The organism is Hymenobacter wooponensis (genome assembly GCF_004745865.1).
GTDB classification, from domain to species: domain Bacteria; phylum Bacteroidota; class Bacteroidia; order Cytophagales; family Hymenobacteraceae; genus Hymenobacter; species Hymenobacter wooponensis.
Genome location: NZ_SRKZ01000004.1, coordinates 57,297 through 76,902, shown reverse-complemented (window position 1 = coordinate 76,902; position 19,606 = coordinate 57,297). Strand labels below are relative to the sequence as shown.

The window sequence follows — 19,606 nt, the reverse complement described above, 5'->3', positions numbered from 1 at the left end:
ATCACGTTACCCTGACTCGTGCTGCCTGCTGCGTTCTTTCCCCCAACCTCCCCAGATCTTTTTACGCGTGCTGACTTTGGCAGTGACTTCCACTGGGGAGTATCAGCGGCGGCCTACCAGACGGAGGGAGCCTGGAACCTGGACGGAAAAGGGCCTAGTATATGGGACGATTTTGTGCGGCGGAAAGGAAAAATAAAGCGCGCAGAAACAGCAGAGGTTGCCGCTGACTTCTACCTCCGGTGGGCAAACGATTTGATGTTAATGCAACAAATGGGTATTAGCAATTTTCGCTTTTCTGTGGCCTGGAGCCGTGTTTTACCAAATGGAACAAACGGTATTAGCTCAAATGGTATAGGTTTTTATGACCGTTTGGTAGATGGTTGTTTGGCCCGTGGTATCACGCCTTGGCTTACCCTTTACCACTGGGATTTACCATCGGCACTGCAGCAGCGCGGCGGCTGGACCAACCCCGATGTGGTGGGCTGGTTCACTGACTACGCTCAACTAATGGCTGCCCACCTCGGCGATCGGGTGAAGCACTGGTTGGTACTAAATGAGCCGATGGCTTTCACAGGTGCCGGGCACCTTTTGGGCATTCACGCGCCGGGCCGAAGGAGTCTGGGTGCCTTCCTCGCGGCTACCCACCACGCCGCCCTGGCCCAGGCGGAGGGGGGCCGAGTTCTGCGAGCTATTTTGCCCGCCGATGCACATATTGGGACCACCTTTTCCTGCTCGCATATCATGCCCTGGCGCCTAGGCCACCCCCGCGACTTACGGGCCGCCCGCCGCGCCGATGCCTTGCTGAACCGCCTCTTTGTGGAGCCTTCTCTAGGCCTAGGGTACCCCGTACAAGACGTGCCCCTGCTGGGCTGGATAGAGCGCTATATCCGGCCCGGTGACCTGGAGCGCCTACCATTTGACTTTGACTTCCTAGGGGTGCAAAACTATACTCGCGAGGTAGTGCGTCACGCTCCCTGGGTTCCGCTGCTCTGGGCCAGCTTGGTGAGTGCTCCCCGCCGCGGTGTACCCTTTACTGACATGGGGTGGGAGGTATACCCCGAAAGCCTATATCACGCGCTGAAGCAATTTGCTGCTTACCCAAATGTTAAACGATTGGTTGTAACGGAAAATGGGTCGGCTTTCCCTGATCAAATCAACCTTATGGGTCAGGTACCCGATGTTGAGCGCCAAGCTTTCCTGCGAGCCAGCATAGGCCAGGTGCTGCGGGCCCGCCAGGAGGGCATACCCGTGGAAGGCTACTTTGCATGGTCGTTTACGGATAACTTCGAGTGGGCTGAGGGCTACGGCCCACGCTTCGGCCTGGTGCACATCGACTACGAAACTCAGCGCCGCACCGTGAAGAATTCCGGGCATTGGTACAGCCAATTTTTACGCGGAGAAGTGGCCTAGCAAATGGCAAAACTTACGCTAGGTTCTTCAACTGGTGAGCAGCTACAGCCGTTTGCTGTGCCGCTGAATGATATAGTCGCGGCACGTGGCTCCGCTGACCTCCGGTTCGGGTTTCTATAATTAATGCCTACCGGTTAGCGCACTACTACCCTTCATGATTAGGTAACTGACTCGTAACCTTGCCGTAACCGGCCGCCGGTAGCTTTGACGCATCCATTCACCAACAATTTCTAGGATGCGTCAATCATTACTCCTCAAACGAGGCGGCGGGGTGCTGTTGCTAGCTCTGAGTGTGGGGCCGGCCCTAGGGCAAAGTGTGCGCCAGGGCTTTGAAGGCACTGCGGCCGATACCTGGACCTTCACAACTACGCCAGCGACTTATAATGTGCCCGCTGAAAATGACCAGTGGGCGGCCCTGCCGACGGTGGGCACCACCGGCACCGCGGGTACGGCCGCTCTGCCCGCTGCGGGTGCTCAACTTTGGGGAATGCGCGACCTAGAGGGGCCTTCTACCGGCAGTGCCTCTATGTGGCACTTCCTGGACTTTGCCCCGGTGGCCATTCAGCCGGGTGCTGGGGCCGCCAACCAGGTGTCGTTTCAATTTTTCAGTAACGCGTTTGACCCTTCCGATTCCCTGGCCTATGTAGTGGTATTTGATAACGGCACCACATGGCCCGCCACCAAAACGTACACCCAACTTAACAAGGACACCAAAGCCTATCAGACGGTAACGGTGCCTATTCCGGCCACGGCTACGGCCGTGCGCCTGCGCCTGGCAGCCCGTCAGAATGGCAACGACGACTGGGCCGCCTGGGACGAAGTGGTGCTAGGCCAGTCGAGCACCCCGGTGGTGCCGTCGTTGCGCCTGAACGCGGCCACGGCCATCGTCAACGAAACGGCGGGTACGGTGAGCATTCCGGTAAGCATCACCAATCCGGGAATGGCCCCCAGCACGGTGGAAGTGGCGCTGGTGCCCGGCACGGCCACTGCTGGCACCGACTTTACCTTACCGGCTCCGCAGACGCTGACCTTCCCGGCCGGTGCTACCGCCGACCAAACCCTGACCATTCCACTCACCGATGATCAGCTGGCGGAAGGAGCGGAGTATTTTAGCTTGCGCCTGCAGAACCCCACGAATGCCACGCTTGAAACCGGCAAAACGGAGGTGCTGGTTTACATCAAGGATAATGATGGTGAAGCACCGCTGCAAAACAAAAAACTAAAGCTTGCCCATTTGGGTAGCTATCAAAACGGGGCTAGCGGCACCAATTCAGCGGAAATAGTGGCGCATGACCCAACTACGCAGCGCCTGTATGTGGCCAATTCCGTCGGGAGCAAGCTCGATATCCTGAGCTTGAGCGCTATGGGTACGCTAACAGCCGTAGCCTCCATCGACGTGAAACCTTACGGCGGCATCAACTCAGTGACGGTGCGCAACGGAGTAGTGGCCTGTGCTATGGAAGACAGCGACCCGCAGCAAAATGGCTCCGTAGTATTCTTGGATCAGAACGGAGTGTTTCTGAAACGGGTATCGGTAGGAGCCCTGCCCGATATGATTACCTTCTCGCCTGATGGGCAGCTGCTCATCACTGCTAACGAGGGAGAGCCTAAGTCAGACTACAGCCTCGACCCCGAGGGCTCTGTTTCTATAATCGACTTCAGCGGGGGCGTGGCTGGCTTAACGCAGGCCAGCGTAACAACCGTCGGATTCACTGGCTTCAATGGTCAGGCCGCCGCCCTGCGCCAGCAAGGAATCCGGATTTATGGCGGCACGGCCGCGGCGCCCAGCACCGTAGCGCAGGATTTAGAGCCCGAGTACGTGGCGGTTTCCGCTGATTCTAAGGTGGCCTACATTACGCTTCAGGAGAACAACGCCATTGCTACCCTGGATTTAACCACCAAGCAGTTTACCAACCTGCGCCCGGTGGGCTACCAAGACCACAGCCAACCCGGCTTCTCCCTGGACGCCTCCGACCAGACCTCGGACGTGCTGCTCGCCAACTGGCCTATCAAAGGCATGCGCCAGCCCGACGCCATTGCCACCTTTGAGGGGGCGGGGCAGCGCTACCTGGTTACGGCCAATGAGGGGGATGCCCGCGAGTACACGGCCCTAACGGAGGCTGTGCGCCTGGGCGATGCCAGCTACCGGCTCGATGCCACGGCTTTCCCTAATGCCGCCCTGCTAAAAAATACTCAAGTGCTAGGCCGCCTCAACGTCACGAACCAACTCGGCGACACGGATGGGGACGGGGACTTCGACGAAATTTACGCCTTTGGGGGCCGCTCGTTCAGCATCTTCAATGCCAGCACCGGCGCCTTGGTTCACGATAGTGGTGACTTGCTGGAGCGCGTGACGAGCACCGATGCCACGTACGGCGCAATCTTCAACGCCAGCAACTCCACCGGCAACCCCGTCCGGAAAAACCGCTCCGACGACAAAGGGCCCGAGCCCGAAGGCGTGACTACTGCCGTTATTGGGGCTGATACCTACGTTTTTGTGTCAATGGAACGCGTAGGTGGCGTAATGGCCTTCAACGTGAATAACCCAGCGAGCCCAGTGCTGGAAACCTACGTGAACAATCGTAGCCTCACCAGCGGTACCGGCGACCAGGGCCCCGAGGGCCTCGTGTTCATCTCGGCGGCCAACAGCCCCACGGGGCAGCCTCTGCTACTGCTGGCCAATGAAGTGAGCAGCACGGTAGCCGTATATGGCGTGCAGGCCGGTACTGTAACGGCCACCACCAAAGGCCGCGCCACGGAACCCTTACAAGTGTACCCTAATCCCGCCCAACCCGGCCGGGTGCACCTGAACCGGGTTATTTCGGGCACGCTGCACGATGCGCTGGGGCGGCCAGTGCGCCAGCTCCGCAAGTCGGAAACAGTAGAAACAACTGGCCTACAGGCGGGCGTGTACGTGCTGCGTACTGATGAGGGCACTAGCACAAAACTGGTTGTGAAGTAGCAGTAGTCATGCATCCAATAGAAAAGCCCCGGCCGGTTATCGGTCGGGGCTTTTCTATTGTAGTGAAGCTGCTAGTAAAGTATCAGAACGGTGTTGCTGAGCGGAGCCGATGCATCTAGTGCGCTTCGTTGCTAACCTCGGGCAGTTGAATGGTCAGCGGGAGAGATGCTTTGGTAAACTCAGTATGCCCGTTCTGTTGATGTTAGAGACTTGGTTAATACTGGCCGCCAACCTTTCGGCGGTTAAGACGGGCTAACTCAGAAGGGAACTGCGGCAGCGTGCGGGGGGCGGAGTGGCCTAGGCCAGTCGTATCGGTGAGGGCCCGGAGGAAGGCCACTAGGTCGTGCTTTTCCTGGGCGGTGAGGTGGAGCTTATCGGCGGGCAGCGTTTGGTTAGGCACGGCCAGGCCTAGGCCAGCGCCCCCGCCCTGGTCATAGAAGTCAATGACCTCTTCGAGGGTGCGGTAGGCGCCGTTGTGCATGTAGGGAGCCGTGAGGGCCACGTTGCGCAGCGTTGGGGTCTTGAAGGCGTGCTCTTGCCACCGGATGCCGGTGGCGCCGCCCCGGCCCAGGTCTTCGTCGAGCGTGCGCGGATGGAGGCTGGCTTGGGCTGGGGTGCCCAGTACTTCGGCCTCGGTACGCTCAAAACTGGGTGGCACGGTGCCGTTGAACAGGGGCAGGAAGTGGCAGGTGGCGCACTTGGCTTTACCCAGAAACACGTTGGCCCCGCGCCGGGCGGAGGCCCCCAGGGCTTCTGGCTCGCCGCGTATATACTTATCGAACGGGGCATTAAGGCTGATGAGGGACCGAAGGTAGGCGGCCAGTGCGGTTTTTACCTGTTCCTCCTGCACCGCCGAGCTAGGCTTGGTGGCAAAAGCCTCCGCAAAGGCTGTGCGGTAGGCCAGGCTGCGGGTTAGCAGGCGGGCGGCGGCGGCCAGGGAGCCGTGCATTTCCGTGGGGTTGGCTACTACGGCGGCGGCTTGGTCTTCCAGGAAGCTTACCCGTCCGTCGTGAAACTGGGTGCGTTGTAGAGCTGCATTTAGTAGAGTGGGGGCATTGCGGGCCACCACACCCCGTCCCTCGAAAGCCACACTTTTTACCTGATTATCGGTGAAGGCCCGCGTGGGCTGGTGACAGCTGGCACAGCTGCGGCTGCCGTTGCCGGAAAGCACCGGGTCAAAGAAGAGCTGCTGGCCTAGCAGTACCTGCTGCGGGGTGGAGCGCACGGAGGTGTTGGCGGCGAAGGCGGTGGCATCGAATGCGTCTGCCCGAAACAAGGTGGCCGCATCGGGCCGCAGGGCCCGCACCTCCTTAAACGCCGGAATCCCGAGGGCCTGCTGCGCCGCCCAAAGCTGCTGACTTAGTGGGTTGGCGTAGGCCACCAGAAAGCGCAACCGATCAAAGCGAGCGGCATCACGTTGGTGGCCTAGAAAGCTCCGTGCGGCGCGGAAGGTGCTATCAAGGCGGGCGGCGAGGCCGGGCTGCCGCACCAGTAGCTGCGGCCGGTACGGGGCCAGAGTGGCCTGCACCGATGCCAGGGCTTCGGCGGCTTCGGGTGCGGCTCCCGGCGAGGCCGGCGTATCAAACCCCGATACACCCAGCGTCATCACCCGAAATACTTCCAGGCGGGCCGCATCAAAGAGGTGACTGTCAGTGGGAGAAAGCGTTTCGGCGGCGTGGTGCAGGCTCAGTAGGCTGCTGCGCACAAACGCCAGCTGCTCTAGCACTTTCTCTTGCTGCGCTGGAGAGTAAGGCTCGGGGTAAAAGTAGGTTTCCAGCACCTGTAAGCCCTCGGGCTCATGGATGCGCTGTTGCTGATCAAACTCCTCTACTTCGCCCAGAGCTGGTCCGTTCAGGAGTTTTGCCGTGGAGGGGCTGTAATATTCAGCCAATAGCTCCGTGCGCTTCCAGGCGCGCCGGGCAGCCAGGAATGCTTGCCGCTGCCGCGCTACCGGCTGCCGTTGCGCAACAGTCCGCTGCAGCAAGGCCACCGCCGAATCCAGCCGCGTGAGGTCCTGCTGGTACTGCTGCAGAACCTGCTCCGCCGGGCTACCACCTGGCGTAGCAGGGCTAGAGTTAGTTGGAGAAGAGGAGCGTTGACAGCCCATCCAGCTAAGTGCCAAGCCTAACAGAGCTAGAGAATGTATTTTCGATTTGCTCATTGAAAATCAATTAAATACCAAATGGTAAAAGGTCATGTTTACTATTTGGGTAATTGGGTTGGGCAATGGAAAATGGTAGTACAAAGAAGAAATAGGCACTTGCGCAAAGCCCTGCTTCTGGGGGCAGAAGCAGGGCTGGCTAATTCACGCTGATTGTAATAACAGCTAAGAATAGTGGGCCTAAAAATCGAGCTAGTAAACTAGCGGGGCAGGCCGCTCAGTATCACTACTTGGCTGGCCTGGTCGTTGCCATTGTTGGGCTTAGCACCACCATCCTTATACTTCTGGGCACGCCAGGTGTGGGGCTGAATGCAGAGCGTAAACGTATTGGGCTGGCCTACTACATCCGACACATCAACCAGGGCGCCGTACTCCCAGCTACCCTTCGTGGAAGTGGCCGGAGCGTAAGCGCTGCCAGTCACGTTGTATTTGTCCTTGTCGGTTTCCGAGCGGTGGTGGTCCAGTTCAAGTACCTTCTTCAGCTCACCCGTCGCAATGTTGTACTGGTAGATATAGGCATCATGGGTTTCGGAGCCGTAGCCGTTGGAGTCTTCCTGAATGTAGACGTAGTTCTGGGTTACGCAAATGTTGTCGGGGTTCTGGAAGTCTTTGGCCTTGCCATTGCGGTCGTCGCCATCCAGAATTACTTCCAGCGTGCCTTGCAGCGGGTTTTGCTCATTTAGCAGCAAACGGTACGTGCGTCCCCATTTGGTGCGGCTCTGGTCGGCATTGACGCCGGTGAAGTCCTGGCCAGTTACATTAAAGTACACTTCGCGGCCATTGGCCCCGCCACCCTTGCGGTAGTCAAGGTCTTCTACCCGCCCAAACTTAATGGCTTTCAGCGGATCTACTTGAGCTTGCATTTGGGTGCCAGTGAGGTTTTTGTAGTCCGGAATAGACACAAACTCTACCTCATACTTCTGGCCCACCACCATTTCCTTTTCCTTTTGGTTGAGGTCTTTGCGACGAAGCATGTACTGCTGACCACCGTCGAGGTCGCCCACGGCATTGCTCATGTAGAGAGCCACCTGGCCGCCCGTAGCGTCCGAGGCATCCTCCCCAGTCAGAATAACCGTTTTGCCAGTGTAGGCCGTTTTGGGCAAGGGCACGGCGTTTTCGGCGCTCCAGTAGCCCAGGCCCTTAATGCCTTTAGGAGTGCTCTGGGTGTTATTGTCGGCGAAGGGCTGAATGAGGTGCGTTTGGGCATCTACGGCGCTTTCGCCGGCGCTCAGGAAGTAGGGGCCGAAGCCGTGCTCTTCCGGCGTTACCAGCGTAGCCGAGCACAGGCGCCAGCGGCCCCCATCGGAGTTCAGTACGTACTCGCCGCGCACGGGGCGTAGCGTTTCATCAAAGTGCACCCGGGAGATGGCCATGTTGTCTTCGTTGTTCACGAGCATGGTGAAACCCTTGCCGTCGGGGTCGCGCAGCAGGCCGGCGCCGTCGGCGGAGCCCCCAAACATAAAGTCGGGCGAAGCCGCCAGCTTATCGTCAGAGCTGATGAGCGAGTACATCTTCACGCCCTCAAAACCCGACTGCATTTTTGCCAGCACCGGCGTAGTAGAGTAGTTGTCGAGCTTTACCGTGCTGGGAGTTTCCGTGGGGCTATCCGTATCGTTGTCGTTGTCGGAGCAGGCCGCTAGGCCAGTGGTGAAAGCCAGACCGAGCAGCAAGCGCACGGGAAGGGTAGAAGTGTGCATAAACACAGGTAGAAATGATGGATGAAAAGAGCACTTGGAAGGATGCCCAAAAGTATTTCGACCGTATTACCGCATGATTGACTGCTGATTATGAAGAGATGTCCAAATGATTAAGCCCAGATGATGCGAGAATTACGCGAATGTTAGCTGGTAGGCGGGTGCTGAGTCCGCTATTCTTATGAGGCAGGAACAGGGCACATTCCCGTATCTTGCCCCAGCCCAGTGCCTTTTAGCGGGCTGTAATTTATTCGCGTTGCTATCCTGCCGATGCTGCTTACCATTACCACTACCCATCAGCCCGCCACCGATTTGGGCTATCTGCTGCACAAGAACCCTGCTCGCCTCCAAACGCTGGAAATAACTGCTGGTCAGGCCCACATATTCTACCCCGAAGCTACTCCAGAGCGCTGCACCGCGGCCCTCCTGCTCGATATAGACCCGGTGGCGCTGGTGCGCAGCCACCGTGGCCCCGCTGGCGAAGGCTTCGCGCTAGAACAGTACGTCAACGACCGGCCCTACGTGGCCTCTTCCTTCCTGAGCTCAGCCTTATCTAAGGCCTTTAACACGGCCATGAATGGGACCTGCAAAGACCGGCCAGAGCTGCCAGATACGCTGCTGCCGCTTGAGGCCACGGTGGCCGTGATGCCTGCCGCTGGCGTTGAGCAGCTGCAACGGCTGTTTTTGCCGCTAGGCTATGAAGTCAGCACGGAAGCACACCTCCTAGACCCCACCAGGCCAGAGTGGGGCGACAGCCGATACTACACGTTGCAACTGCGCCATCCGGCCATCCGCCTGCGCGACCTGCTAAGCCACCTCTACGTGCTCATTCCCGTGCTTGACCGGGGAGATAAGCATTATTGGATTAACCAGGAGGAAGCTGAAAAGCTGTTGCGCCGCGGAATGGACTGGCTGCCTCAGCACCCCGAGCGGGAGTTTATCACGCGCCGTTACCTGCGGTTTGCGGAATTTGTGAACCCCACCCTGGAGTGGCTACTGGAGGTAGATGAGAATGCCACAGACGATGGGTTTGGGAAGGAGGCCTACCCAGAAGCAGCGGCCGCCGAAGCAGGGACGGCGACAGAGCTCCTAGGCCAGGCTGGGGCAGTAGGCGAGAAGCAAAGCCTCCACGACTTGCGCCTAGACCGCGTGGCCGAGGAAATACGCCGGCGTGGGGCCAAGCGTGTGCTGGACCTAGGCTGCGGCGAAGGCAAGCTGGTTCGGCGCCTGCTTAACATTCCGCACGTGGAGCACATCTTGGCGCTGGATGTGTCGTGGCGGGAACTGGAGCGGGCCCAGCAGCGCCTGCACGTGGCCGAGATGCCCCCGCGCCAGCGCGAGCGGCTTACGCTTACCCAAGGTTCTTTGCTGTACCACGACCCGCGCTTGGCCGACTACGATGCGGCGGCCGTGGTAGAAGTCATTGAGCATCTTGACGAAAGCCGGCTGGCAGCCTTCGAGCAGGTAGTATTTGCCCGGGCCCGCCCCGGCGCCGTGCTCGTCACTACGCCCAACGCCGACTACAACCAACGCTACGAAACCCTCTCCGCCGGCGAGTTTCGCCACTCTGACCACCGCTTTGAATGGACGCGGGACCAATTCACGGCGTGGGCCGCAAGCGTGGCCGCGCGCCACGACTACGCCGTGCGCGTGGAGCCCCTGGGGCCAGAAGCAGCGGAAGTAGGCGCCCCCTCTCAGCTGGCAGTGTTTGAGCGGTAGACGGCCGCCGGCATATAGAATTTGTGTGACAGATAAAGCGTAGCGAGTCAGGTAGGAGCAGTAGGTTGTTTACCTTTAGGCAGTGAAGTTGCTTAATAGTTGACCTATGAAGGTGTTGCTAACGCTGGCCCTCCTGCTTTGCTGGCTGCAGCTCCACGCGCAGGAGCTAGTGCCGGGGCGAGTCTATGCTGATTCAGCAGGGCAGTACCAGTTGATTTATCCGGGTACTTGGCAGCGCCAATCTCGGCCAGATGGGGAAATGATTTTCACCGTTGGGAAGGCGCCAGAGCAAGCCCTCGTAACGCTGCGGCAACACCCCCTGCCAGCTAGGCCACAGGGGCAAAGCACCCTGTTTGCACAAAGCCAGCAGGATGTGGTTCGGCAGGATATCCTGCAGCTACCTCAGGCACGAGTGCTGTATATGAAGCAGCACTACGCTGGGAGCTATGAGGAAATGCGCTACCAGTACACGTACGCTGGGGAGTCGGCGTCGCGCATGCGGGTCCTGGGTCGGCGTCTGTGGCTCGGGAATAGTGAATGGCAGCTGGAATATAAAGCCGCTACTGCCCAAGATGCCCGTTTTCTGGCCGAAGGGGAGCAGCTTATAGAGTCCTTTAGCTTCAAGCCTCCCGCTAAGGTTACTCCGATCAGTGCTCCAACAGCTCCGCAGTGCGACGACAAGATCTACGGCATTGCGGCCTTGCGCGTACACGACGACCTCTGGGAAGACGATTGCCGGACCATTCACGAGTTCACCGGCTCCGATTTGTCGGGCCGCCCGAAGGTGCATCGGCAGGTGCTTCCATTTCAATCCTACGCCTTGGCCAAGGGCTTCGATAACTGCCTGTATTCGGTAACTAAAGCACCTACCAACACGCCGGAGCTGGTGTACCGCTACAATCCGAGCACGCGGCGGGGCGAGTATACCACTTGGCGGCTACCCGCTCAAGGGCCCGAAAACGCCTGGATTTCGGCGGCCACGGATGAGCGTGGCCAGCTCTACTTCATGACGTCAGATGCTGCCCAGCTAGTGAAAGTTGACCCCGCTGATGGAACCGTGACTGTACTCTGGACTACCGATCCGCTGCGGAAGGCGCCTTATTACACCACTATCAGCTTTAAAGGGGCTGGCTCACACGGCAACTTTTGCCTGGGTGATGCCCGAACGTTGTACCAAGTGTACAGCACCGATGGCTCCCTGATGAGCATCAACCTCGATACTCGCCAACCCTCCCCGACGCTAACCACCCTGACCGGCCTGCCCGAGCGCGGCGGCTACAGCGACCTGCTGTTTCACGCAGATGAGGATGGCCGGGAGAGGCTCTATCTCGCTGGCCCCAAATCGTTGTACCGGGTCGAGTTGCCTACTGGCAAGGCAGAGGTAGTTCGTCGGGGCATTTACACTGATCTGGCCGGCTGCAACACTTTCCGTTCGGAGCCAGTCAAACCACCCGTAGCTCGCGCGGTGCCCCCGGTGGTGCCGGCTACTGGCACGTGGCGGGGGCGGCTGCTGGATGCCGCTACGCTGCAGCCCTTACCACAGGCTACTCTGCGCCTAGGCCTAGCCGGGGCAGAAACTACCGTGCCGCTCAAAGCAGATGGTGGGTTTTCGTTTTTAGTAGAGCCGGGCAAGACCACGGTTGCGCATGTGCAACTGGCTGGATACCTGCCACTCGACAGCACTTACACCGCACTGCGCGGCCCCTACGTGCAGGATGTGCTGCTTAAGCCACTCCATGTAGGCACCACCTTGCAGCTAGAGCGCGTCCGGTTTGAGCAGGGGAGTGCCCGCCTGCTCACCTCATCGTACCCGGCCCTGCGCAACCTGCTGAAGCTGCTCACCGACACGCCCAGCCTCACCATTGAGCTGCGCGGCCACACCGATAATGTAGGGTCAGCGGAGAAGAACGTGCAGCTTAGCGAACAGCGCGTGGCTACCGTGAAAAACTATCTGGTACGTCACGGTATTGCCGCAGCGCGCATTACTGGCCTAGGCCTGGGGGGCACCGAGCCGCGCGCCAGCAACGACCGGGAAGCCACCCGCCAGCTCAACCGCCGCGTAGAGTTTCGGGTAACGGGGAGGTAGTAACAAGAGGGATAGACCTCATGGATTGGCTCTGGTGAGGTTGGGGCTTAGCACTTCATCTAATACCTTGTATTTAGCTATCAACCGAGCCTTAGGAGGGGCTTTTTGTGGTGACCGAGACTGACAACCTATTGGGAACAATAACCCAGTAAGAACGAGCACCCAGGGAGTGGGTAACGAGTTCACGAAGTTCATTAGGTAATATTACGGCCAACTATAGATACCCTGTGTCTGATTATGCCCCTGACCGCTCTTAAACTCCCTGAACTCTCCCTGGTCCTGCTCATTGGTACCTCGGGGGCCGGGAAAAGTACGTTTGCCCGCCGCTTATTTAAGGCTACCGAAATTGTGTCGTCGGACCAGTGCCGGGCGCTGGTGGCTGATGATGAGAACGACCAGTCGGCCACACCCGAGGCTTTTGCGCTACTACATTACCTGATAGGCCTACGCCTGAAGCGTGGCTTGCTGACGGTAGTAGATGCCACCAATGTGCAGGCCGAGGCGCGCAAAACCCTCGTGCAACTGGCCCGCGACTACCACGTGTTGCCCACTGCCATCATCCTCGACGTGCCCGACCGCATTGCCGAGGACCGAAATCGGGCCCGCGCGGAGCGCCAACACATGGGCCGTCACGTGGTGCCCCAGCAGCGCCAGCAGCTTCGGCGTAGCCTCAAAACACTCAAGCAGGAGGGGTTCCGCCACATCTATCACTTGCACGGTCCTGAGGAAATTGATGCCGTGCAAGCCATCGTGCGCGACCCGCTTTACAGCAACCGTAAGCAGGATACTGGCCCCTTCGACATCATCGGCGACGTACACGGCTGCTACCACGAGTTGGTGCAGCTACTTACTGGCCTAGGCTACGGCATTGAGGAAATGCCCTTGCAGGACGCCCGCGACCTGGGCGTGCGCGTGACGGCCCCTGCGGGCCGCCGGGCCCTGTTCCTCGGCGACCTAGTAGACCGCGGGCCGGCATCGCCGCAGGTGCTGCGGTTGGTGATGCACATGGTGCAGAGTGGCCTAGCACTCTGTGTGCCCGGCAACCACGACATCAAGCTGCTGCGCTACCTCAACGGTAAAAACGTGAATGAGCAGCATGGCTTCGCCGAAACAGTAGCGCAGCTAGCTACGGAATCAGACACCTTCAAGAGCCAAGTGCGCCAGTTCCTGGATGGGCTTGTGAGCCACTATGTGCTGGATGGGGGCAAGCTGGTGGTGGCCCACGCCGGTATGCGCGAGGAAATGCAGGGCCGGGGCTCCGGTGCCGTGCGGGCCTTTGCGCTGTTTGGCGAAACCACCGGGGAAATTGACGAGTTTGGTTTGCCGGTGCGCTACAATTGGGCCTCGGAATATCGGGGCCGGGCCATGGTGGTGTACGGCCACACGCCCGTACCCAATGCCGAGTGGCTTAACAACACCATCGACATCGATACCGGCTGTGTATTCGGCGGCCAGCTTACGGCCCTGCGCTACCCCGAGCGGGAGTTGGTAGCGGTTCCTGCCGCTCAGGTGTACTGCGAGCCAGTGCGCCCGCTGGATTACCTGCGGCGAGCAAGCGAGGTCAATAGCCAACAGGCAGAAGCTACCCAACTCTCCGCCCAGCAGCAGCACGACGACCTGCTTGACATTCGGGATGTAACCGGCAAGCAAATCATCAAAACGCGTTTATTGCCTTCGGTTACTATCCGAGAGGAAAATGCCACGGCCGCGCTGGAGGTGATGAGTCGGTTTGCCCTGAACCCGAAGTGGCTGCTCTACCTGCCGCCCACCATGAGCCCCTCAGAAACCAGCGCCCTGCCCGACCTGTTGGAGCACCCCGCCGAAGCCTTCGACTATTTCCGGCGGCAAGGCCAGGAGCGGGTGGTATGCGAGGAAAAGCACATGGGCAGCCGGGTGGTAGTGGTGCTGGCTAAAGATGAGGATGCCGCCCGCCGCCGCTTTGGAGTGGTAGGTGAGGGGCCCGGTAAGTGCTATACCCGCACGGGCCGTAACTTCTTCACCGATACTGGCCTAGAAGCCGCTTTTCTGGCTCGCCTGCAGGATGCCCTGACCACGGCTGGCTTCTGGGAGAAATTCCAGACCGACTGGCTTTGCCTCGATGCCGAGCTATTGCCATGGTCGGCTAAGGCGCAGGAGCTGATCAAAAACCAGTATGCCGCCGTAGCGGCCGCCGCCACGGCCGCTCTACCCGAAGCAGCCGCGGTACTTACCCAGGCGGCAACACGTGGCCTAGACGGCATAGAGGCACTGCTAGCCCGCACCACGGCTCGCCAAACTGCTGCTCAGCACTACGCCGAGGCCTACCGTCGCTACTGCTGGCCCGTGGAAAGCCTGGCCGACTTGCGCTTGGCGCCCTTCCACCTGCTTGCTACCGAGGGCCGTACTTACTTCGATAAAGACCACGCCTGGCACATGGAAACCTTGCGCGCCATTTGTCTGGCCGATGAGAGCCTGCTCCGGGCTACGCCCTACCGTGTGGTGCACCTGCAAGATGTTGCGGATGTAGAAGCTGCCACCCAATGGTGGACCGACCTCACCGCCGCCGGTGGCGAAGGCATGGTAGTAAAGCCGTATGACTTCATCCCCGGCGGCCGACAAAACTTAGTGCAACCCGCCCTCAAGTGCCGGGGCCGCGAGTACCTACGCATTATCTACGGCCCCGACTACCTGCTGCCCGGTAACCTGGAGCGCCTACGGGAGCGAAACGTAAAGTCCAAGCGTAACCTTGCGCTGCGCGAATTTGCCCTTGGTGTTGAAGGCGTGGAGCGCTTCGTGGCTGGCACCCCGTTGCGGGAGGTGCATCAGTGCGTGTTTGGGGTGCTGGCGCTAGAAAGTGAGGCCATAGATCCGCGGCTGTAAAACGTAAATCTGCGTTAATCAAACCGAGTTAAAGAAATCAGAGTATCCATTGCCGTCATTCTGTAATTCCCCTCTTACATGAAACAGCTTCATTTTGTAATTATTACCCTTCTTCTAGCCTTTGCAATAGGTAGTGGGCATGCTGAGGCAACTAAGCTGGCGGCGCGGCCTGCCTACATGGAGCTAAAGGTCTATCACCTTAAAACCACGCGTCAGGAAGCACTGATTGATAGCTTCCTACAGCGCCAATACATACCTGTATTGCGCGCCGCCGGTATTGCTACCATTGGCGTGTTTAAGCCCATCGGTAATGATACGGCCGCTGACCGACGGGTTTATGTGTTGACTCCTTACAGTTCACTTAATCAGTGGGAGAAAGTGACCAGGGAAACCAGCGCTAAGTTGCTGGCCGCCGGGGGCGCCTACGTAAATGCCGCTCACAATAACCCAGCCTATAGTCGCTTGGAAACAGTCTTCATTAAGCCTTTCGAGGATATGACTGGCCTAGCAACCCCGCAATTCAATTCTCCCAAAAATGAGCGGGTGTATGAACTGCGGAGCTATGAGGGCGCCAGCGAGAAGATATTCCGGAATAAAGTGCAAATGTTTAACGCAGGCGGGGAAATTAAGCTGTTCTCCCGCCTAGGTTTTAATGCCCTTTTCTACGGGGAAGTGGTCTTCGGCTCTAAAATGCCGAATCTGATGTACATGACCTCTTTCCCCAACATGCAGTCCCGCGAAGCGCATTGGAAAGCCTTCGGCAGCGACCCTGAGTGGAAGAAGCTATCCAGCCTGCCCGAATATCAAAACAACGTGTCGCACATCGACATCGTTTTCCTGCGGCCAACTGAGTACTCAGGGCTTTAAATAAACAGTGCCCTACATGCTATCTTCTATAGCCGACTTCATTAGGCGAGTAGGGGAATCCTCTCTAATAATCTACTAGGCCTGTCGCTTCACTTGCACTGGAATGAAAGTTTACGTGTGGGCCCATGCCTCCAGTCATTTTTATCTTATAGTATACGTAGCCATGTAAATGCCGTACTAAGTCACACATCTCTGACTTTTACTTCTACTCCGGTTACGATATGTCTACAAACACGATTCTGGTAGTTGGCGGCAACGGCATCATTGGCCGCAACGCGGTTAGCTACCTGCACTCCACGGGCCAGTGGAATGTCATCGTTACCTCCGCCTCGGCGCTGGATTATGAAACGCCGGCTCGCTACGTGCAGCTGGATTTGTTGAATCCCCAGGCCGTAGCCGACCAAGCCGAGCAGCTGCGGGAGGTAACTCACGTGATATACGCCGCCTACATCGAAGGCAAAACTCTGGCGGCTCAAACTGAAGTAAACCTGGCGCTTCTACGCAACCTAGTACTAGGCCTAGAGCAACTAGCTCCCAACTTTCAGCATATCACCTTTATTCAAGGGGGTAAGGCTTACGGCGCCCACCTGGGCCGCTATAAAACGCCCGCTCTGGAAACCGACCCGCGGCACTTTCCGCCCAACTTCTACTACAGTCAGGAAGACTTTTTGCGAGAGCAATCCAGTGGCAAAGCCTGGAGCTGGACGGCTGTACGGCCCGATATTGTGGTGGGATTTGCTGTGGGCAACCCCATGAACCTGGCTAACCTGATTGCCGTGTACGCCAGCCTGTGCAAGGAGCTGCACGTACCGTTCCGCTTCCCGGGCAGCTTACAGGCCTATCACGTGCTGGTGAACGTGACGGATGCTACCCTGCTTGCCGAAGGGATGGAATGGGTAGCTACTCACGACGAATGCCGGGAGCAAATCTACAACGTCACCAATGGCGACATCTTCCGCTGGAGCCAACTGTGGCCTAAGTTCGCCGAGTATTTCGGGGTGGAATACGCCGAGCCTATTACGTTTCCGCTGCACGAGTATATGCAAGACAAAGCGGAGCTGTGGCAGCAAATGGTGCAGAAGCACGGCCTGAAGGAGCATACGCTCGATGAGTTGGTGCAGTGGCCCTTCGGCGACTTCATCTTCAACGTGGAAGCCGATGCCTTCTTCGATGTCAACAAGCTGCGCCGCGCCGGCTTTCACAACATGCACCTCGACAGCTTCATTTCTTTCCGCAACCAGTTTGAGCACCTTAAAGCCGAAAAAATTATCCCGTAGCTAGAGCATGTAGCCCTTACGGCCGTTTGATATCTACTGGCACGGGATACTGCGGCGCTGTTGTAAGTGCTTAACCGCCAAGTATTCACTCAAGTGCTTACTTAGTCTTCCCTGGTTTTGCCGTTTTCAGCCACTTAAGCGCTGCCGTTACCTTGGCATCTTTGCTGAGGTCTGTGAAGTTATCGCCGCCCGTGATGAGTACATCGGGCGCTACGTTGGGCCGGTACACTACCTTATTACGGTCGGTTTCCTGCATGCCGGCAATGGTGAGGTAGGAGGAGCCGCTGATCTTGTAGCTTTCGTTGGCGGTGGTGGCACCGTACGTAGGCTCACCGAAAAAGCGGGTGGCGGGGCGGCCCTTAAGGCTGATGGCTACAATCTCGCCGGAGCTGGCGGTGCGGCCGCTGAGTAGCACGGCCACGGGTTTATCGGTGCGCTTAATAGGGCAGCGGTTTTGCAGGGTAGTCACGCGCATGGTATCCATATAGAAGTTGCCCTGCTTGAGGTACCATTGCTGATCGGGCTTGCCATCTTTATCCACGAAGCCGCCCAGGTAACCGTCACCAATGAGGGGGGCAATGCCGGCCAGCATGGGAGCCATAGCGCCACCGTCGTTCAGGCGCAGGTCAATGATCCAGGACTTGGCTTGGTCGGGGTTAAGGCGGCAGAGGGAGTCTTGGACTACTTTGGCCGCATCGCGCATCTGCTGCAGGCTACCTCCGGCATTGATGCCCGGCAGCTGAATGTAGCCCACGTTGCCGGGCAGCATCTTCACCAGCACACCGGGCTTCTTAGCCAGAGCTTCCTTCACGGCTGTGTTGGCGTAGGTGGGGCGGGCGGTGTTGCGCCATTTATAGGTTTTGCCCTTGTAGGTCAGCCACCCGTGGTCGTCCTTCAATTGCTCAAACACATACGGATAAACCGGGAGCAACTCCCGCACCGACTGCGCCCCTTGGGTTTTCTGGTACACCGTCTGGCGCAGCTCCGCCCAGTTCACGGCGCCCCGCTCCAGCGAGTAAGTCTCCAGCAGTGTCAGACTCTTATCAAGAAAGGTTTTAACGGAATCGGGGAGTGGGGTAGCAGTAGTCTGACACTGGGCCACCTGGGTAGCTGCTATACATAACACGAGCAATCCTAATTTCTTCATACTGCGAAGATGCGGATTGCAGAGCAAGGGTTGGTTGTGAGGTCAGTTTTGTATGGCCGGTTAGTGTTGCCTTAGTTGCGGAAAGGAAAACTTGTATTTCAATGGCCAAAAGCAGCGCGGGCCGCCTGCGATGAAATTCGCGGGAGGCCCGAGTGCTCAACGTGCTTAGAAGTAGCTGAACCAACCTTGCTGCCGGAATGGCTGCTCAAGGTTGACGCAGCTCAACACGGCGTCGAGTTGGCCTACCTGAAGATATTTGATAAACGTAACGTTGCCGGTTTTAAAGGCTATGTTGGGGTAGAGCACGAGGGTGAAAAGCTAGGCGATTAGGAAAGCACTCGGAGAACATAGGCCCTACTCGAAAAGGTGACGAATCGAATAAGATAAGTGCCTCAGAAATATGTAGTATCGCAATAATTACCTCCCAACCTTTACCACTTACGCGCGTGCTCAAGAATTACTTATTACTCCTGTTAGCGTTGTTTGGGTTTTCCACTGGCTATGCGCAAACTAAGCCGCTGGTAGTGCCGTTGTGGCCTAAGGGTGCGCCTGGGTTTGAAAATCGGCGCAACGAGCCCGAGCAAGCCCAGGACTATTGGGTGAAGAATATTCACAACCCATCTATTGCTGTGTACCTACCCCCTAAGGAAAAGGCAACTGGCGCGGCTGTTATCATCTGCCCGGGGGGTGGACATCGGCTACTTGTGTACAATTCGGAAGGGGTTATGCCGGCACAATACCTAAACAGCATCGGTGTGACGGCCATTGTACTGAAATATCGGCTGAGTCGGGAGGAGGGTTCACCGTATTCGCTCGACAAGCAGCCCCAGCAGGATGCCTACCGTGCCATGCGCCTGGTCAGGAGCCGTGCCAAAGAGTGGGGCATCGACCCCAACCGCCTCGGTATGTTGGGCTTTTCGGCCGGCGGTGAAGTTGTGGCGACGGTGGCCTACGCCGACGGCCAAGGTGACCCAAAGGCGCCTGACCCCGTAGATCGACTGAACGGCAAGCCCAACTTCCAAATGCTCATCTATCCCGGTCCGCTAGGGATACCAGACTCAATTACGACTACGGCACCGCCGGCTTTTATGCTGGCTGCCAACAACGATGTATGTTGCTCGGAGCCCATTGTGAAGCTGCTGCGTGGCTACCGCCAGGCACATGTGCCCTTAGAAGTGCACTTGTATGCGCAGGGGAGTCACGGCTTCAACATGGGCCAGCGTTCTAAGCTGGCATCTCTGCAGTCATGGCCTCAACGCATGGCCGACTGGCTGGCTGATAACAACATCCTGGACCCTAATCCGGCGCATAAACATCAGGAGTAAAGCCGCCTCAGGAAGTGCTTTTACGCCAATACATCCATAGGGCTTAGTTGCGGAAAGGGAAGTGGTTATTGCAACATGCTGCAAAAGCACTCGGGCCAC

General features: G+C 58.2%; 12 protein-coding genes. 8 read left to right on the top strand and 4 right to left on the bottom strand.

What is annotated here, in order from left to right:
• The first annotated feature begins 18 nt into the window (after positions 1–18).
• Positions 19–1,410: a GH1 family beta-glucosidase gene (locus tag EU557_RS14070; protein ID WP_342588246.1), complete on the top strand. Its 1,392-nt coding sequence runs from the start codon at positions 19–21 to the stop codon at positions 1,408–1,410.
• Between the two features lie 235 nt (positions 1,411–1,645).
• A complete protein-coding gene (locus tag EU557_RS14065) occupies positions 1,646–4,372 on the top strand; it encodes a choice-of-anchor I family protein (protein WP_135531108.1) in 2,727 nt (908 codons plus the stop codon).
• 214 nt (positions 4,373–4,586) lie between these two features.
• Here the strand turns inward: EU557_RS14065 and EU557_RS14060 are convergent, their stop codons facing one another.
• On the bottom strand, positions 4,587–6,494 hold the full coding sequence (locus tag EU557_RS14060; RefSeq protein ID WP_210116053.1) for a cytochrome-c peroxidase: 1,908 nt from the start codon (positions 6,492–6,494) through the stop codon (positions 4,587–4,589).
• A 239-nt stretch (positions 6,495–6,733) separates the two neighbouring features.
• Positions 6,734–8,230 (bottom strand): PhoX family protein, encoded by a 1,497-nt coding sequence (locus EU557_RS14055; protein ID WP_135531106.1) that lies wholly within the window; start codon positions 8,228–8,230, stop codon positions 6,734–6,736.
• A 267-nt stretch (positions 8,231–8,497) separates the two neighbouring features.
• Between EU557_RS14055 and EU557_RS14050 the strand changes: the two genes are divergently transcribed.
• The 5 genes from EU557_RS14050 to EU557_RS14030 all read left to right on the top strand — a co-directional run bounded on the left by EU557_RS14050 (position 8,498) and on the right by EU557_RS14030 (position 17,035).
• Positions 8,498–9,946 carry a 3' terminal RNA ribose 2'-O-methyltransferase Hen1 gene (locus EU557_RS14050; RefSeq protein ID WP_135531105.1) on the top strand — a complete coding sequence of 483 codons (1,449 nt, stop codon included), beginning with the start codon at positions 8,498–8,500 and terminating at the stop codon, positions 9,944–9,946.
• A 106-nt stretch (positions 9,947–10,052) separates the two neighbouring features.
• Positions 10,053–12,032 (top strand): OmpA family protein, encoded by a 1,980-nt coding sequence (locus EU557_RS14045; RefSeq protein WP_135531104.1) that lies wholly within the window; start codon positions 10,053–10,055, stop codon positions 12,030–12,032.
• Between the two features lie 237 nt (positions 12,033–12,269).
• Positions 12,270–14,891, top strand: coding sequence for a polynucleotide kinase-phosphatase (locus EU557_RS14040; RefSeq protein WP_135531103.1), 2,622 nt, complete (start codon positions 12,270–12,272; stop codon positions 14,889–14,891).
• Positions 14,892–14,969: 78 nt separating this feature from the next.
• On the top strand, positions 14,970–15,758 hold the full coding sequence (locus EU557_RS14035; protein ID WP_135531102.1) for an NIPSNAP family protein: 789 nt from the start codon (positions 14,970–14,972) through the stop codon (positions 15,756–15,758).
• 221 nt (positions 15,759–15,979) lie between these two features.
• Positions 15,980–17,035 carry an SDR family oxidoreductase gene (locus EU557_RS14030; protein ID WP_135531101.1) on the top strand — a complete coding sequence of 352 codons (1,056 nt, stop codon included), beginning with the start codon at positions 15,980–15,982 and terminating at the stop codon, positions 17,033–17,035.
• A gap of 97 nt (positions 17,036–17,132) precedes the next feature.
• Here the strand turns inward: EU557_RS14030 and EU557_RS14025 are convergent, their stop codons facing one another.
• Together EU557_RS14025 and EU557_RS25510 are read right to left on the bottom strand one after the other, a co-directional pair.
• On the bottom strand, positions 17,133–18,182 hold the full coding sequence (locus EU557_RS14025; RefSeq protein WP_135531100.1) for a S41 family peptidase: 1,050 nt from the start codon (positions 18,180–18,182) through the stop codon (positions 17,133–17,135).
• Positions 18,183–18,347: 165 nt separating this feature from the next.
• Positions 18,348–18,488 carry a hypothetical protein gene (locus EU557_RS25510; protein ID WP_167855212.1) on the bottom strand — a complete coding sequence of 47 codons (141 nt, stop codon included), beginning with the start codon at positions 18,486–18,488 and terminating at the stop codon, positions 18,348–18,350.
• Between the two features lie 140 nt (positions 18,489–18,628).
• Here EU557_RS25510 and EU557_RS14020 point away from each other — a divergent pair, with 140 nt between their 5' ends.
• Positions 18,629–19,507, top strand: a complete 879-nt coding sequence (locus EU557_RS14020) for an alpha/beta hydrolase (RefSeq protein WP_135531099.1) — start codon at positions 18,629–18,631, stop codon at positions 19,505–19,507.
• The last annotated feature ends 99 nt before the right edge of the window (positions 19,508–19,606 follow it).

Coding starts and splice junctions, on each gene's coding strand:
- EU557_RS14065 (WP_135531108.1), top strand. CDS start 1,646: ATGCGTCAATCATTACTCCTCAAACGAGGCGGCGGGGTGCTGTTGCTA.
- EU557_RS14055 (WP_135531106.1), bottom strand. CDS start 8,230: ATGCACACTTCTACCCTTCCCGTGCGCTTGCTGCTCGGTCTGGCTTTC.
- EU557_RS14050 (WP_135531105.1), top strand. CDS start 8,498: ATGCTGCTTACCATTACCACTACCCATCAGCCCGCCACCGATTTGGGC.
- EU557_RS14045 (WP_135531104.1), top strand. CDS start 10,053: ATGAAGGTGTTGCTAACGCTGGCCCTCCTGCTTTGCTGGCTGCAGCTC.
- EU557_RS14040 (WP_135531103.1), top strand. CDS start 12,270: ATGCCCCTGACCGCTCTTAAACTCCCTGAACTCTCCCTGGTCCTGCTC.
- EU557_RS14035 (WP_135531102.1), top strand. CDS start 14,970: ATGAAACAGCTTCATTTTGTAATTATTACCCTTCTTCTAGCCTTTGCA.
- EU557_RS14030 (WP_135531101.1), top strand. CDS start 15,980: ATGTCTACAAACACGATTCTGGTAGTTGGCGGCAACGGCATCATTGGC.
- EU557_RS14025 (WP_135531100.1), bottom strand. CDS start 18,182: ATGAAGAAATTAGGATTGCTCGTGTTATGTATAGCAGCTACCCAGGTG.